Origin of the sequence: uncultured Proteiniphilum sp. (genome assembly GCF_937873925.1) — a bacterium.
GTDB lineage: Bacteria > Bacteroidota > Bacteroidia > Bacteroidales > Dysgonomonadaceae > Proteiniphilum.
This window is the reverse complement of the sequence record NZ_CALNAT010000170.1, coordinates 1-16,607: the sequence shown is the minus strand read 5'-3', so window position 1 is coordinate 16,607 and position 16,607 is coordinate 1. Positions and strand designations below refer to the sequence as shown.

General features: G+C 41.5%; 8 protein-coding genes and 1 pseudogene. 5 read left to right on the top strand and 4 right to left on the bottom strand.

The genetic code is table 11. The features are described 5' to 3' along the window. Positions 1-29: 29 nt before the first annotated feature. From Q0502_RS11690 to Q0502_RS11680, 3 genes are read right to left on the bottom strand one after another with little or no spacing between them, the layout of a single operon-like run. Positions 30-3,086, bottom strand: a complete 3,057-nt coding sequence (locus Q0502_RS11690) for a TonB-dependent receptor (protein ID WP_298650917.1) — start codon at positions 3,084-3,086, stop codon at positions 30-32. A gap of 53 nt (positions 3,087-3,139) precedes the next feature. Then, on the bottom strand, positions 3,140-4,984 hold the full coding sequence (locus tag Q0502_RS11685) for a hypothetical protein (protein ID WP_298650915.1): 1,845 nt from the start codon (positions 4,982-4,984) through the stop codon (positions 3,140-3,142). Between the two features lie 41 nt (positions 4,985-5,025). Further along, positions 5,026-7,722 carry an alpha-L-rhamnosidase gene (locus Q0502_RS11680; protein ID WP_298650914.1) on the bottom strand — a complete coding sequence of 899 codons (2,697 nt, stop codon included), beginning with the start codon at positions 7,720-7,722 and terminating at the stop codon, positions 5,026-5,028. A gap of 340 nt (positions 7,723-8,062) precedes the next feature. Here Q0502_RS11680 and Q0502_RS11675 point away from each other — a divergent pair, with 340 nt between their 5' ends. From Q0502_RS11675 to Q0502_RS11660, 4 genes and pseudogenes are all read left to right on the top strand, one after another. After that, positions 8,063-12,007 carry a hybrid sensor histidine kinase/response regulator transcription factor gene (locus tag Q0502_RS11675; RefSeq protein ID WP_298650912.1) on the top strand — a complete coding sequence of 1,315 codons (3,945 nt, stop codon included), beginning with the start codon at positions 8,063-8,065 and terminating at the stop codon, positions 12,005-12,007. 337 nt (positions 12,008-12,344) lie between these two features. Continuing rightward, on the top strand, positions 12,345-13,544 hold the full coding sequence (locus tag Q0502_RS11670; protein WP_298650910.1) for a glycoside hydrolase family 99-like domain-containing protein: 1,200 nt from the start codon (positions 12,345-12,347) through the stop codon (positions 13,542-13,544). Positions 13,545-13,657: 113 nt separating this feature from the next. Beyond that, positions 13,658-13,927 carry a hypothetical protein gene (locus Q0502_RS11665; protein ID WP_298650909.1) on the top strand — a complete coding sequence of 90 codons (270 nt, stop codon included), beginning with the start codon at positions 13,658-13,660 and terminating at the stop codon, positions 13,925-13,927. 51 nt (positions 13,928-13,978) lie between these two features. Next, a pseudogene (locus Q0502_RS11660) lies at positions 13,979-14,201 on the top strand (arabinose isomerase); the annotation flags it as partial. A gap of 8 nt (positions 14,202-14,209) precedes the next feature. Here the strand turns inward: Q0502_RS11660 and ilvD are convergent. Then, complete coding sequence (ilvD, locus tag Q0502_RS11655; protein WP_298650907.1) at positions 14,210-15,937, bottom strand: dihydroxy-acid dehydratase; 1,728 nt, start codon at positions 15,935-15,937, stop codon at positions 14,210-14,212. 127 nt (positions 15,938-16,064) lie between these two features. Between ilvD and Q0502_RS11650 the strand changes: the two genes are divergently transcribed. Further along, the gene (locus tag Q0502_RS11650) at positions 16,065-16,250 is read left to right on the top strand and encodes a hypothetical protein (protein WP_298650905.1); all 186 of its coding nucleotides are present in this window, start codon (positions 16,065-16,067) and stop codon (positions 16,248-16,250) included. The last annotated feature ends 357 nt before the right edge of the window (positions 16,251-16,607 follow it).

Here is a 16,607-nt window from a genome sequence, read left to right as displayed (position 1 = left end):
GCTTCCATATATTATAAGATGAATGTTAACTAAAATGAAATATTTAATCCCATATTATAGGTTTTGAATACAGGATACAAGAGCTCGTTATTCTGCTCCGGGTCTTGATACTTCACTGGGTAGTAATCAAAAGTAAGCAGGTTTAAGCCATTCACATATAGGCGAATAGACGAAGCCCCGATTATTTTAGCTATCCCGGACGGAAATGAATAGCCTAGTTCTACGTTTTTCAATCGGATATAGCTTCCATTTACTTGCCAAAAATCAGCTTGCAATTTACTGGCATTGCTGCCGGGTTCTAAACGGGGATAAGTGATTTTTTGTCCGCTGTCGTACCGTTCTTGGCTCCATGCCTCTTTATGCCATTCGTTGAAGTTATTCGTTTCCCATATTTTTTGACCTGTCAGAAAATAACTTCTTGCAGCAGCACCTTGCCACATCATGCTGAAATCGAAGTTTTTGTGCTGAAAGTTGAGTCCGGCGCCAAACGTCCATTCCGGTACCTCGGGATCCCCAATCGGGACCATATCTTTTTCATCGATTATGCCATCGCCATTTTGGTCTTTATATTTTAAATCACCCAATTTAGGAGCGGCACCCACGCCCGATTGGTCATACCAGTCTAATATATCCTGTTCAGTATTAAAAAAACCGGCGGTTTCATACCCGAAATTTTGACCAAGTCGATATCCGGTACTTCGCAGACGATAGGCGTAATCCTCTGGCAGCAGGACTTCACTTAAATAAATGATTTTGTTCCTGTTAAAGGCACCATTGGCTCTAATATCCAAGCGAGTTTCCTGAGTAAAGGATTTTTGATAGGTAGCTGTCAATTCAAATCCCTTATTTTCTATCACGCCGGCATTAATTTGAGGGATAATTCCCGAAACGTGTACTCCACCCGTTCCGAATAATCCGGTAGGAATTAATCCGGTAGCCGGAATTAGAATATTATTGCGTTTTTCATAAAATATGTCGGCTTCAAGACTAAAGTCATTAAAAAATCTGGTTTCAATCCCCACGTTGTATTTGTTGGCTTTTTCCCACACGAGTTCATGATTGCCAATTTGCGATTCATGACTTCCGCTCCACAAGGTAAGAAAGGCAAATCGTGCTCCTCGCATATTGTCGTTCCCTACTTGGCCGTATGAAGCACGGAGTTTGGCAAAAGAAAGCCAATGATTGGTATCTCTCATAAAATGCTCTTCAGACAATACCCACCCCACTGAAAAGGAGGGAAAAAAGCCCATCTTATGTCCTGGAGCGAATTGTTCCGATCCATTGTATCCAAAATTCACTTCACCCAGGTAACGTCTGTCATAGCTATACGTGGCTCGACCTACCAGTCCAATGTAATTATAGGGCAACTCGATATTAACTACCCGTTGGTAACGGTTTAACAGTATCATTCCTGTAACATCATGTTTGTCAAATGCCCGTGCATAATTTAACGACGCGTCTATGTTAAACAGGTTGTTAAAAGTCTGGTATTGAGCATCCGTTAAAGTGCTGTTCGGGTTTGTTCCCGTGGGCTGATAGGAAACTGAATCGGGGGCCGCGGGATCTTTTACAGCCTCGTAAAGTTGGAAAGTCCGCTGCCTTACTTGCTGATTACTGGAAAATGCATCGTAAGAAGCCACTACCCTGGCCGATAAACCTTGAGTGATAAAGTCTAAACTCTGTTCTACTCCCAACGTGGCAGTTACCTGATTGGTTTGTGTATTTCGGAATCCCGTTCTATTCAACATACCGTAGGGTACATTATTGATATTTCCTCCTTTTAGGGAATTTGTCAACACTTCTCCATCAGGGGTAACGTCATTGTGATAATTGCTCGGTGTTTGCAACAGAGAACCGATAACAACTGAGTATGCATTCACGTCATTCAAGTACCCGGCATTATTTGGAACGACCACCGGATCATTTTTTTTCTGCATATACCCACTGACGTTAAGGAACATTTTTAGTCCTTCGGTTAAGTCAATATCAAAATTTGACCTGAAGTTTACCCTATTGGCTTTTGATTTAGGATCATAATCATAGTCGGGGAATTTTTCGGTTTTGAAGATTCCTTCTTGAAACAGATACCCCACGGTTGTAAAGTAACGCATTTTTTCTGTTCCACCACTTACATTCACGTTTACCCGTTGCATGGGTGAATAATCCCTAATGAATTCTCCCACGAAGTCCCGTACAGGATATAACGCGGGATTATCCCCTAACCGGTAACGTTCTAAGCTATAATTGTCATAGATAGGTGGTCGATTATTTTGAACTTCCACCTGATTTCTCAATAATGCATAGTCATAGGAAGAAACCATTTCGGGAAGGCGGGTAGGTGTTTGCCACGATTGTTCGGTCGTGACATCAATTACGGGTTTTCCTGCTTTACCCCGACGAGTGGTAACAATAATGACTCCATTTGCACCTCGTACACCATATACCGCCGTTGCAGAGGCGTCTTTCAACACCGTAATTGTCTCTACTTCCCGGGGATCGAGTGCCTGAAAATCTCTTTCTACTCCATCCACCAATGTCAAAGGTTCCTGTCCGTTGACGGTGCTTCTTCCCCTGATATAAAAATCCATTGCTTCACCTCCCGGAACCCCGGAACGTTGCAATACAGTCAGGCCCGGTAATCGACCCGCCAATGCAATACCGAGGTTTGACGCGGGTGTTTGCCTTAATCCAACTGCAGATATAGTCGATAATGCTGCAACCACACTCTCTTTTTTCTGCTGTCCATAGCCAATAACAACCATTTCCTCTAATTCAGTGACTGCCTCTTGCATAACAACATCAATGACACGACGATTTCCAACGGTTACTTCCTGGGGCTGATAACCAATAAAAGAAAAAATCAAGATAGCATTATCACCGGGCACGACGATACTATATTTACCATCGATATCTGTAACAGTACCTTGACTTGATTCTTCTACCTGAATAGTTACGCCGGGTAAGGGTTCGTTCTGATTGTCTACAACAACACCCGAGACAGTAAATTGCTGATTTTGTTTAGCGGAGAGGGTGAAAGTACACAACAACGCTAACACAGCCCATAACATACACATCTTTGTTTTCATGATCATAAAAATATAAATATTAAAATACTACTCTAGTCTCTCATTAAAACTGATTAACGATCTATGTGATACATATAGCTCAATCTCCCCATTGGCATTACGCTCCCCGACTTATAGTAATCCATTATGTCCGTGTAATTGGTTACTCCCATGGCTACTTTGAAATAAAACTCAAGGCTGTTGTCCAATCCGATAGCAGAACGGGGAATAGATAGTTGAATTGCATCATTGGTTTTCGTAAACTCCCCCTTCGCGACAGGTGATGTTTTAAACCCACTTTCCAATTTTTCTATAGAAACTTCATTATCCTCGATGTTTCTTCCTATAACATATTCATAGCCTTCCCAACCTTTTAATGAGGGGTCACCTGTGCTTATGAAAATATTCATCCAATTATCATTTCCGTTGTAATCATTGAAATTGTCTTTCCCTTTCAAGTATAAGTATATATGGTCGTGATCATGGACAACTCTGATTTCAATTAACTTATTGACTGGTTCTGCTTGGGTATAACGTACCGAATTCGATCCGCCAAAAGCATCTCTCGCGATAAACTTATGATCTGTATTCCGTGCAATATATTTCACGTTGTTCCACTGTGATAAGCTGGCGTATATATCAATTTTTTTAGGTGTATTTGGCGCGGGTTGCTTATCCTTCACACCCTTGTAACGACGAATATTTGCTATTAGCTGCAAATAGAACGCGTCTTGATAACCACCAGTCATGGGTTCAATATCTCGCGAATACTCCTTATCTACCGCATCACATAACATATATTCCCCATCATAGGGTTGTTTGTACGCGATCCATTCATTCCATCCACCCACAGAAATCACAGGGGGATCAATGGCAATCGCATGATCCCATTGTGATTGGAAAAATGTTCCTTTATCTACATCCAGGGAAATATTTTGCCGTGTTGATGGATCCCATCCACGCCCCCAATTAACCCAGTTTGACCGGCTTAAAGAAAAAGACATCGGCACCATGGGGTGACTCGCCACGGTTACGTTCATAACTCCCGACCGTGTATGTAAAGGCTGCGGAAACGTCCACTCTACCCATGGAAATCCGTCCGGGTAAACCGGATCAAAAGGCCATTGAGGCTTCATAAAATGGAAAAAATTCAGAATTTCAGCAGATAGGGTTCCCGGTTGATAACTGGTGTCATTTCGAGATTCTGCCTCTCTTAAATCATCTTCCGGATTGGTATAAGCGATAATCAATGGTTTACCGTTGACTCTATACCATGTGTCGGGAAACCGATTGGGTTGATACAGTTCTTTGTACAGCGATCTAACCGTTTGGAATGAAAGCGAGTGGGTATAAAACACAACTTTAGGCGCGTCCCATCCCTCTTTTAGCATTTCGTCTATAACCGCGCATACTTTCAAAAACACATTGGCATAGATGACCGCGTTGGTAGTGTCAAAAAATATGAAATCAATACCAGCCATGGTCAACATCTGCATCTGTTTTCGAATTACCCACTCATCTTCCGAATTGTAGTATCCCCATAAAGGTTCACCCCAATAATGCGCTTGTCCATTTGGGCTGATATCCGGATCATGATAATTAAAATCAGTCAGAAGTTTTAAACCGTTTGGCAGTGCCAAAATCCTGGTTGCATCATATATTCCCGTCGCGTAGGGCTGTCCGATCCATGGCCAATAAAATATGCCGACTTGCTTGTCTTTTTTAAACTCTGAAATTACATCAAAACTACGTCCGAAGTGATCAATTCCAACAAGATTGAAACTGTTGTACTTACTGGTTGGGGTGCTTTCAACAGTTTCCTTCTCATCGTTATCCTTATTGCTCTCGTTTTCCTCCTCACTATGCTCTACAGGTAATATCGGCCGTGGCTGGGCACACCCCATGTAATTGCAGTTCAATAATATTAGCAAACAAGTAATAAATGTACCGAGTTTTCTCATTAAATCCTGCTTTTAAATTGATAATTTCCCGAGCCAACTTTTAGAATAACATACCCGTTTTCTTCTTTCAAAAATGAAATTTCATTTATTGAAGATATACTCTTCCCATTTTCAGTAACGCTCTTCGCGTTCCGCGATGGAATATGCATCAAAGCAGTCGTATTGGCAGGTATGGTAGCGTCCATGACAAAGCGATCACCTTGTTTTCGATACGAAACTTTGATTGCGCCTTTAACGGTATCCAACTCCCCTTCTACAAATGTTAAGTCATTCATGATATATGGCTTGATGGTGAATTGTTCAAAGCCGGGGTAAGTAAAGTCGGGAACAATTCCTAAAATATATTTATAAAACCATGAACCAACGGATCCCATCATTGGATGGTTGTGGGAGTTCATGGCATCACCTGTGAGATACTCCCAGCGCTCCCATAGTGTAGTGGCTCCATTTGCCAACATAAATCCCCAACTTGGATAGGTGGTCTGTGTGGCTATTTTGTAGGCGACTTCCGCGTATCCGTTTTCCGTTAAAACTTCCAATAGATATTTAGTGCAAAGGTTTCCCGTGGTAAGGTGATAGTCATGCTTCTTTACATCGTTGACCAAATTGGATAAAACGCGAGGAGCTTTATTTTCATCCACCAAACCCATATAGAGGGCAAAGGAGTTACTTGCCTGATTGTTAGATGCATATCCTCCTATTTCTTCATTCCAGTATTCGCGATTAAATGCCAGGGATATCTCCCCGGATAATCGTTCATAATTGATGGCATCATTTTTTCGATCTATTACTTCCGCCATATCAGACAACAGACGGGCACAATAATACAAATAGCCTGTGGATATTAATTTCCCAGGAGTATCTCTTGAAACACCCGAGCCATTTGGATCCATGAGGAAATCGCGCGGGGGGCACCAATCACCATAGTAACTGTAGTCAACAATGCCATCTCTTGTTCTCGAGTACAAATAATCAACCCAAGCTTTCATTCCTTCAAAATGATCAGAAAGGATGCGTTTATTCCCGTAAAACTCATAGCATTTCTGAGCCAACAGTAAGTAACTGGCGGATACAGGGTCAGCAGGTCTGGCTCCAAATAAGAACGGGGCAACGCACGTAATAGTTCCTTCTTTATCTTGGGTGTCCTGAATATCATCCATGAACTTGGGATAGAAACGCGAGAAATCGAAATTATAGATCGCCTGTTCTATCCTAACAGTAAGGTCATTGAGCCATCCCATACGTTCATCCCTCTGGGGGCAATCGGTCGGTACGCTATGCAGGTTACTGGCTTCTGTATTCACTACCATCCGATGGATATCATTCAGGAGGGGATTGCTACAGTGAAATGTTCCTGTTCTTTTTACATCCGAACGAACCACTTTGACGATTATATCGTCGGGCTGAGGTGGATAGGGGAACCCTTCCACCTGTATGTATCTGAATCCGTGGTATGTAAAAGACGGCTCCCATGTTTCTTCGCCTGTTCCGCTAAGGATATAGCTGTCTTCGGCTTTGGCATTCCTAAGATTCTCCTGGTTAACAAAGCCATTTTCATACAATGTTTCCGCGAACCGGAGGGTAATTTTGGTGCCGGCTTGTCCTTTCACTTTAATTGAAGCCCATCCCGCAAGATTCCGGCCGGCATCAAACACATATACTCCGGGCGAAGGTTCCTTTAATAATACAGGAGTTATCTGGTCCACTATTTTTATGGGATCGATTTTTTGTGCAACCATCTCCCCCACTGGATCATCGGTATTATGTGCCCAGGCCCATTGTTCATTCATAAGTCCCGGGGGAATCCCTGGTTCGTGTAGTTGCGGGATGTCCAGCCGGGCATCGTACTGCTCGCCGTCGAATATGCTTGAATACATCACGGGCCCAGTGGTTACGGAGCGAAACCTATCCGACGTAAGTATCTCGGTCGTGTTGTCCTGATAGTTTATTTCAACTTGGATTCGTAATCTTGCCGTTCCCAACCATCCGGGTGCTACGGGAATAACAATACTATTGGGTTCGGGCAGTAAATGATCGGTGATATCGTAAGTCACATAATATACTCTTTTGCTATAATTGCTTTGAGCCGGATCAAGGACGTGGTTACCCACCTTTTCACGGTTTATGAACAATTCATAGTACCCCAGGCCAGCTATATATGCTCTGGCTTGTTTGATTGGTTTCGGCGGAACAAAAGTGCCTTTAAAGTATAAAACCCTGCCGGGCATACCGGGAGCATAACCGATCCAATTTGATTTCCAGTCATCCTGATCCAACAAACCCATCTCAAAGGAGGAAGGCTCGGACCATTCAGACACGGCATTTGTATTCTGCCATACTTTTACTTTCCAATAGTAACGTTGTCTGCTGGTTAAATCGTCTCCGTTATAGCAGATTCCGCCTGACGCCGATGAATTTACTTTCCCGCTATCCCAAATGTCGCCGTTATCAGAGTGAAGGTTCTCTAAAGACGAAGATATAAGGATCCTGTATGCCGTCTGCAGAACTCCCCGTCGACCGGATTCCAAACGCCAACTGAATTGTGGAGTCTGGTCTATTCCTAAGGGACTCGTTTCATATTCCGACTTTAGATCAGTGACTTTTAGATTCTGAAACTTTTCCTTGCCGTTTAAATCAGAGAGATGGAGTGTAAGTAATAATAAAGACAAGATAAAACAACATTTTTTTGTTTTCATCCAATTAATCTTGATAATTTTTTAAAATTAAATAACTTTCACCGCAAATATAGCCTCTATCCGGAGAGCAACCGTTGTAATAACTGTTCGTTTTTTTGTACATACTGGTTTATTTTCACCAACTCTTGTCATTCTTGTTTTTTTATTGTACAAACTATTCTTACATGAAAAAAATAGTTTGTACCTTAACGTTTGAAAACTTCATTGACCGTATGAAGAGAACTAAATTGATCGGTGAAATATGTGTTTTAAAAAAATACTTTTTATTGCAACAACAATTTTCTATTCATCCGTCATGAACATCTTCAGTGTGTCGGTTCAGGGGCATCCGGTTCAAACAATGCAGAATTCAAACCTTTCGCCCGACATATCGTTCCTTGATGTAAATGCTTTTGCTCAGGACTCATTAGGATATATGTGGATAGCCACATTAGGCGGATTGAACAGGTACAATGGATATGAATATCAGCATTTTTCACATATCCCATCCGACAACACGTCTCTCGGGAACGATTTTGTATTTTCCCTGCTGATAGACTCGTCACAGAATTTCTGGGTAGGTACCGCTAACGGCGTAAGTTCTTTCGATTTGGAGACAAACAAGTTCAATCATTACGCGGGTACCATTACTCCCGTGTATTCCTTTTTTGAAGACCACACCAGACAAATCTGGGCGGCAACGCCGTTAGGTCCGGGTATGATTGACAGCGAGAAACAAACAGTCTCTTTCCCATGGGAACCACAGTTCGTGAATCTGTTCTGGGAAGACGACACCCATCGTTTATGGATGGGATTAAACGAAAGGCAAGGATTAGCTGTTCAAAAGGATAACATGTCTTGGGAATATTATACCTTGCCCGGAAATAGAAGCGTAACTTGTATATACTCCGATCCCCAAGGTATATGGTGGTTAGGAACAAACGCGGGAATTGTTCTTTTCGATCCGGCATCCCATACTTTTAGAAATCCGGAAATTTCGACAATACCTGAAAACACGAAATTAAACAGAACACAAATCAACTTCATCAAGGAGGTGGAGCCTCTAAAACTGTTAATCGGCACTGCAACAGAAGGTTTCTTTTACTATGATCTCTTATCTCAGAAATTGCAGCATAATATGCCCGCGCGTTTTAACCCCTTTTATTCCGCGCAACTGCACACCTGTTACATTGATAAACAGGGGAATGCATGGATAGGAACATACGATAAGGGGTTTGTAATAGGCAACAAGCAGTCGGATTGTTTTAACGTTGATCATGTATTAAGTAATCAATTCAAGGGAAAGTTTGTTACACGTGTAATTGAGGATGAAAGTAATCATTTTTGGATAGCGACCCGTTATGATGGACTATACAAGTACAACCCCTCTGAAGGGTTTATCACATTTGAAAATCAGAATTTATTCCCGGATAAAAATGAATTTCTTGAGGTGATTTTTATTGACTCCGAACAACGGATCTGGATCGCTTTTGAAACGCAATTAATAATAGCCCGTGCAACGCAAAAAGGGCACATTAACATTATCAAGCGTCTGAACATAGAAAATGTAAGAGTTGTAAAAGAAGATCAAGGGAAAAATATATGGCTGGGCACTTGGGAGGGATTATTCAAAACGACTATTACGGATGAGCAAGTAAAGATTGATAAGATATGTTCATCCAATATTCCTGATATTTGTATTCTGAATTCGGGCGATATACTGTTTACCGCGTTTGGGGAAGGGATTTTCAAGATCCGGAATGAGGATCCGGTTCCTCAATTGCTTGATTTTCCGGATGAAATCAACCTAGTAACAAGTACCAGCGTGACCTTGTTTGAAGACTCGCAATATCGTATTTGGATGGGAAGCTACGGAAACGGAGCCGTTTGGTATCTCAATGGCGCGTATAAAAGTTTCTCTAAAGAGAACGGATTACCGAGCAATAATGTACTCTGTTTTCAGGAAGACTTAAACCGGGATATTTGGATAAGCACATCCCATGGGATATCACGACTTAAGATCACGGAGGATGATATCATTATTTCTAATTTTTTTAAGAATGACGGTACTTTGGGCGATCAATACCATGAAAAGGCGGGATGTAGGAGTTCCGACGGGCGAATATTTTTCGCCGGTAACCATGGGCTTACTTTTTTCAAGCCGTCCTCCATTGTCCCCAATCATAACCCACCCTTGATCAATATCGAGGACCTGAAAATATTTAACCGAAGCGTTCAACCGGCATTGAAGGGATCGGTCTTAAGCAAAAACGTCGCACATACTACAGAGATTGTCCTCAATCATAAGCAAACGACCATTTCATTAGATTATGCGGGAATAGACTTTTCAGCTCCCGCTAAACTTACCTATAAATACATGCTAGAGGGTTTCGACAAGCAATGGAATGAGGTGGGTGGTTTTCGCAGAGCCACTTATTCTAATATTCCCCCTGGAAAATACATATTTTATGTCAGCGCGATCAATGGCGATGGCATCGAAAGCGTTTACCCGGCGAGCTTGCAAATTACTGTGAGACCAGCTCCATGGTTCTCATGGCAAGCATGGTTGTGTTATTCTGTTTTGCTCTTGGCAATGATTGTCGTGGTATTACGGTTCTGGTTCAACACAAAAATAAACAGACAATTAATTGAAATGGAGCATAATGAACGAATGCGGGAAAAGGAAGTTTCAAAAATGAAAATCAACTTTTTTACCAATATCTCTCATGAGTTCCGCACCCCCTTGACACTCATCTCCGCTCCTTTGGAAAAACTTTATACAACGGCGAAATTAGAAGATCAGAATTTAAAATTATTGGATACTGTTTATCGCAATGTGCAACGAATGTTGCAGTTGATAAATCAATTACTGGATTTTATAAAAATTGAAAATGGGGTTTTATTATTGAATGTTCAACAGGCAGACATTATTCGGGAGCTTCAAAATATTTACGAATCATTCCTTTATTTAGCGGAAAGAAAAGGGGTAAAACTATTATTCGATCCGCATATTTCCAGCAAGGCTATATGGATCGACACCGATAAAATTGAGAAAATACTGTACAATTTACTTTCCAATGCCATAAAGCACACCCCCGGGAACGGAACAATAGAGATCTTCACCTGCATGCTGGAAAGAGATGAAATCATCCAAAAGTATGGTGAAACCATGGAGACCAATTGCAGCTTGTTTATGGAGGTTACGGTTTCCGATACAGGGCCTGGAATTCCCGAAAATAAACTCCAAGAGCTATTCATCCGATATCGTCAGATTAATGGCTCTTCGGGGCTCAATCATGATTATAGTGGAAGCGGCATTGGGCTGCACTATACCAAAACGCTTGTTGAGAGCCATAAGGGGAAAATATGTGCCCGGCTCAAACCAGAAAAAGGAATGGAGTTTTCATTCATTATCCCTGCAAAAGATGTTTATTCGGAAAAAGAGAAGGTAGAAATACAAAAGGATGCTTTCACCGTAAATACGCCCAAAGTACCATCGATTCTAAAAAGTGAAAGAAGCGGAACAAATCAAAAGCAGCGTTATTCCATTTTAATTGTCGAAGATAATATAGAATTAATGGATTTTATATCGAACTTGCTCTCCGAAAAGTATCACATATTAGAGGCTACGGACGGCGACCAAGGCTGGGAGCTTGTACAAAGTGAATCTCCTGATTTATTGTTAAGTGATGTGCTCATGCCCGGGCTTTCGGGTTATGAATTATGTTCACATGTTAAAAAAAGCCCGGAATACTGCCATATTCCCATTGTATTACTCACCGCTAAAACATCCATGCCCGAGCAGTTAGAAGGGCTTGAGCAGGGTGCGAACGCGTATATCTGCAAGCCATTTAATTCCGATTATCTTTTATTGACTATCCACAATCTATTAAAGAATAAAGAAATATTACGACAGTTTTTTTCCACACCTCAAAAAACAGTCCGGGATCCTCTACCGGTAACTTTAAACAAGCATGACCAGATGTTTATGGACAGGTTAACTCATTTGCTGGAAAATAAATTGTCCGATCCCGATTTAAATATAGACTACATAGCACGGGAACTCGGATTTAGCCGAACTGTTTTTTATCGAAAAATAAAAGGACTCACGGATATTTCGCCGAATGATTTTTTGAAAAATTATCGATTAAAATCTGCAGCAGAAAAAATATTAAACGATATGGCTTCACTCATTGAAGTGGCAGAGCAAACAGGGTTCCGTTCATATTCGTATTTTTCAAAATCGTTCAAAAAACATTTTGGAACAACACCTAAGGAATATCAAAGCAGGGGGAATAATTTCTAAATGAATTTTCTCCGCATAATTCTTGGAAGAAGCTGGTTGTGATCTAACGACAACCAAGAAAGCTACCCGATTATCTCTGTAATGAATGGTGGAGAAAGGATGTAGCCCCACCTTGAAATAAACAAAAATTACAGTCTATATATCATTTTTTGTAGTTTTAATAAAAATACAACCATTATTTTTGGTAAATTTAATGAATTGTTTCTCTTTACCTCATACGACTAAATATTACAAAATTGTCAAAACTGGCTCAAACTGATCTGGAATAATCAATAAGTAATCATGAAAATTAAAGTTGAATATAGTCCCTTGAATAACTTACTTAATACTACAATATATGAACTTCAGAAAATCATTCTTTATCGGAACAATAATATTTTGCGTAATCTTTGGATTACCAACGTGCAAAAACACGTCTAAAGAGAATGGTCCCCCGGAATCGGAATACACCGTGGCGGCTTTTTACTGGCCTGCATACCATTACGAACCCCGTGTGGAGTTTCTCTTTCCTGAAAAGCAAGGAGAATGGGAAATTATTTACAATGCTGTACCCAAGGAGAAGGGACATCAGCAACCAAAAGTTCCCCTCTGGGGATATCCCGATGAAGCAAATCCTAAAGATATGGATTTGAAAATATCCACAGCGCTCGAATATGGTGTGAATACATTTATTTTCGACTGGTATTGGTTCGAAAAAGCACCTTTTCTGGAAAGTTGTATCAACGAAGGGTTTCTTAAAGCAAACAACAACAGGATGAACTTCTATCTTATGTGGGCCAATCATGATGCCACAACATACTGGGACGTAAATAATCCCCGTGTAGACTCTGTTTACTGGGACGGAGAGGTAGACAGAGAACAGTTTGACATCATAGTGGACCGGGTGATTGCAAACTATTTCAAAGAACCCTCCTATTTAAAAATTGATGGGGAACCGGTTTTCTGTATCTATGAGTTGAATACGCTGATAAATGGACTGGGAGGACCGGAAAAGACAAGAGAGGCGCTCGATTATTTCAGGCAGAAAACTGTGGCAGCCGGTTTTCCCGGACTCCATTTACAGAGTATTTTGTGGGAAGCGCTACCCTCGACCATTGAAGGGGTCCCCGGTGATCCGATCAGAAGTCAGGATGATGTATTGAGCTATTTCGGTTTTAAAAGTCTGACTAACTACTGTTGGGCACACCTTCAGAACCCTGATGGCGACTATGAGGTATGGGGAGATGCTTCCACCGGTATGTGGGATCGTTTTAAAGATCAGTTTTCCATGACCTACTTCCCTAACGTTACGGTAAGTTGGGACGCCAATCCCCGATTCCCTTTCAAAGCAGGATATATCAATAATTCGACACCTCAAAAATTTGAGAAATACCTGATAAAAGCCAAAAATTATGTCAACCAGAATGATATTAAGCCGAAAATGATCACCATCAATGCATGGAACGAATGGTCCGAGGGGAGTTATCTGGAACCTGACACCGTCTGGGAATACGGTTATCTGGAAGCCGTAAGAAATGTATTTGGCAGTGTCAATTAACTAGCTAGTTACCAGCATAATTACATAAACATATGAACCCAATTATCAATGGCAGTAACGAACAGTGGATGAGACTCTATATCAACAGTGACAGAGATCGCACTACCGGATAGATGGGATATGACTTTCGAATCAACGAAGGGAAGAATTTGCAACGCTATACCGATGGCCGGTGGAAAACGATCAGCAATGCTATGGTCAAAACAGAAGGGAACAGGCTAATGTATAGTTTTCCCCTGGAGATACTTTCCGATCATCAGGGAAAACTTAATTTCGAGTTTAAATGGTCTGACAATATGCAAATGGAGGACCCGATGGATTGGTATCTCAATGGCGATGTAGCTCCGGAAGGACGATTTAATTATGTTTATGAGACAAAGTAAAATCTCTATCGATGCCCATTCAGATAGAAAATCAGGGAATTTAAAAGAACTTTTGTTATCGACGATTCCTGTTCTTCGTATGAAATCGAAAGGGCTGCACAAACCTCCGTTGCGTTGGACAAGTTGGTAGAAAAGCACAGATTGGGTTCAATGACGACATTATAATGCCCGCATAAACAGAAACGAGTATGAGAACATCATCACGTCTGTGATAGCAGGGAATACTTTATTAACCGGAAAAAATATACCTATAGCCGGAGAATATGAAATTAAAAAGAACTTCTACTCGTCCGTTACACAACCGTGCGATGCATCTTTTACCAGTTTAGCATACTTGTACAGCGTGCCGTTAGTCACTTTTAAAGCAGGTTGCTTCCATGCTGCGCGGCGTTTGTCAATTTCTTCATCGGAGATTTTTACATTGATGGCGTTTTCTACTGTATCGATCTCGATAATATCATCGTCGTGAACCAAACCGATTAATCCTCCTTCGAAAGATTCAGGTGTAATGTGACCCACAACAAATCCGTGGGTGCCGCCGCTAAAACGCCCGTCGGTGATTAAAGCAACGGTTTTGCCTAAACCGGCACCAATAATGGCTGAGGTCGGTTTCAGCATTTCAGGCATACCGGGGGCGCCTTTCGGCCCTTCGTTCTGGATGACTACAACATCGCCCGCCTTTACGCGTCCGTTGGCAATCCCCGCGATAAGATCTTTTTCTCCGTCGAATACCCGTGCCGGGCCTTCAAATCTTTCACCTTCCTTGCCGCTGATCTTGGCAACACTCCCCTTCTCGGCAAGATTGCCATATAAAATCTGTAGATGCCCGGTGGGTTTAAGTGGTTTTTCGAGTGGAGCTATTATATCCTGCGTTTCAAAATCCAAGTCGGGAACTCCTGCCAGATTTTCTGCAATTGTCTCACCGGTTACAGTCAGGCAGTCGCCATGCAGCAATCCTTTTTGCAATAAATATTTCATCACGGCCGGGATACCACCTTTTTTATGCAAATCTTCCATCAAGTACCTGCCACTGGGCTTAAAATCGGCAAGTACGGGTATTTTATCACTGAAAGCCTGAAAATCATCCAGCGACAGCGGAACACCTACGCTTCGCGCCATAGCTAAAAGATGCAGAACGGCATTGGTGCTTCCACCCAAGAGGATAACAATCGTAATCGCGTTTTCAAATGCCTTTCGGGTCATAATGTCGCGCGGTTTAAGGTCTTTCTCCAATAGTAAACGGATATACTTTCCTGCTTCCAGGCATTCTTTTTTCTTCTCTTCACTTACAGCCGGATTACTGCTGCTGTACGGCAAACTCATCCCCATCGCTTCTATGGCGGATGCCATGGTGTTTGCCGTGTACATACCACCGCAAGCTCCCGGGCCGGGACAACTTCGTCTTACTATTTCTTTAAAATCGTGTTCATTGAGTTTACCGGCAATTTTTTCACCCAATGCTTCAAAAGCCGATACAATATTCAAATCCTCTCCTTTGTAATGTCCCGGAGCAATGGTGCCTCCATACACCATAAGGGCAGGCCTGTTCAACCGCCCCATGGCTATTAATGAACCCGGCATATTCTTGTCACACCCCGGAACAGCAATAAGAGCGTCGTAGTACTGTGCTCCGCAAACCGTTTCTATCGAGTCGGCTATCACTTCCCGGCTTACCAACGAATAACGCATACCGTCCGTTCCATTGCTCATTCCATCACTCACCCCAATTGTGTGAAATATCAGTCCTGCCAGATCATTTTCCCACACCCCTTTCTTTATTTCAGCGGCCAAATGGTTGAGATGCATATTACAGGGATTTCCGTCGAAGCCCATACTTACAATGCCTACCTGGGCTTTTCTTAAATCTTCTTCGGCTAAACCCAATGCATAGAATTGGGCTTGTGCTGCCGGTTGTGTAGGGTCTTGTGTGATTGTTTTTGAATATTTATTTAAATCCTTCATTTCTTGTTTTGTATATAAAAAACTGTAGTCAGCTTTGTTTTCATTCATCCACATTTGTTTTTTAGGTTGTCACTGGTTGTATCACTTGTATGGATATAATTCTAACAGATATCGCGCGCTTTTGTTGAATTTAGTTAGAACTTAAAAGTCGATTATTGCCGACCTTTTCCAACGTATGAAGTTCATGGAACATCGGGGAAGCGGATTCGGTAAAGTTATTGATGCAACAAAAGCTCTTCCGGCTTATACAGATAAGTTCATGGCTGAATTTGAAGCGAATATGAGAACATCATCAACTTTGTCGTATCCTATCTGGGATTGCCGCCAGAATCCCGAAACGAATGAAAAGAAGATCAAATAAAAACCATTCAAACACAAAATGGTATGAAACAAGCATGAGAACCATTCTCACACAAGAAAATGGTTAAAGCAAGTTCCATACACCAAAATAAAAAAAGTGAAATAATGGTATGAAAAACTCACGGGCAAATGTGGGGTTGGAAATACCGATTCCCTGATTCGGAAAATTAACGACATAATAGCATGAATAAAAGAAGCTCCCATACTATCCATAACACTATTTTAACATGAAATATCATTTTCCACAGTTTTCATGTCATTTTTCACGGCTGCAAGGGATATTTTTCATCTAATTTTACAATATATTTAAAATCGAATCGGTTTTAAACATAAAATAACATGACACAAATAAATTCTA

What these genes read in the sequence shown, in the direction of transcription:
- Q0502_RS11665 (WP_298650909.1), top strand. Translation starts at nt 13,658, where the DNA reads ATGGGATATGACTTTCGAATCAACGAAGGGAAGAATTTGCAACGCTAT.
- Q0502_RS11675 (WP_298650912.1), top strand. Translation starts at nt 8,063, where the DNA reads ATGCAGAATTCAAACCTTTCGCCCGACATATCGTTCCTTGATGTAAAT.
- Q0502_RS11690 (WP_298650917.1), bottom strand. Translation starts at nt 3,086, where the DNA reads ATGAAAACAAAGATGTGTATGTTATGGGCTGTGTTAGCGTTGTTGTGT.
- Q0502_RS11670 (WP_298650910.1), top strand. Translation starts at nt 12,345, where the DNA reads ATGAACTTCAGAAAATCATTCTTTATCGGAACAATAATATTTTGCGTA.
- Q0502_RS11680 (WP_298650914.1), bottom strand. Translation starts at nt 7,722, where the DNA reads ATGAAAACAAAAAAATGTTGTTTTATCTTGTCTTTATTATTACTTACA.
- ilvD (WP_298650907.1), bottom strand. Translation starts at nt 15,937, where the DNA reads ATGAATGAAAACAAAGCTGACTACAGTTTTTTATATACAAAACAAGAA.
- Q0502_RS11650 (WP_298650905.1), top strand. Translation starts at nt 16,065, where the DNA reads ATGAAGTTCATGGAACATCGGGGAAGCGGATTCGGTAAAGTTATTGAT.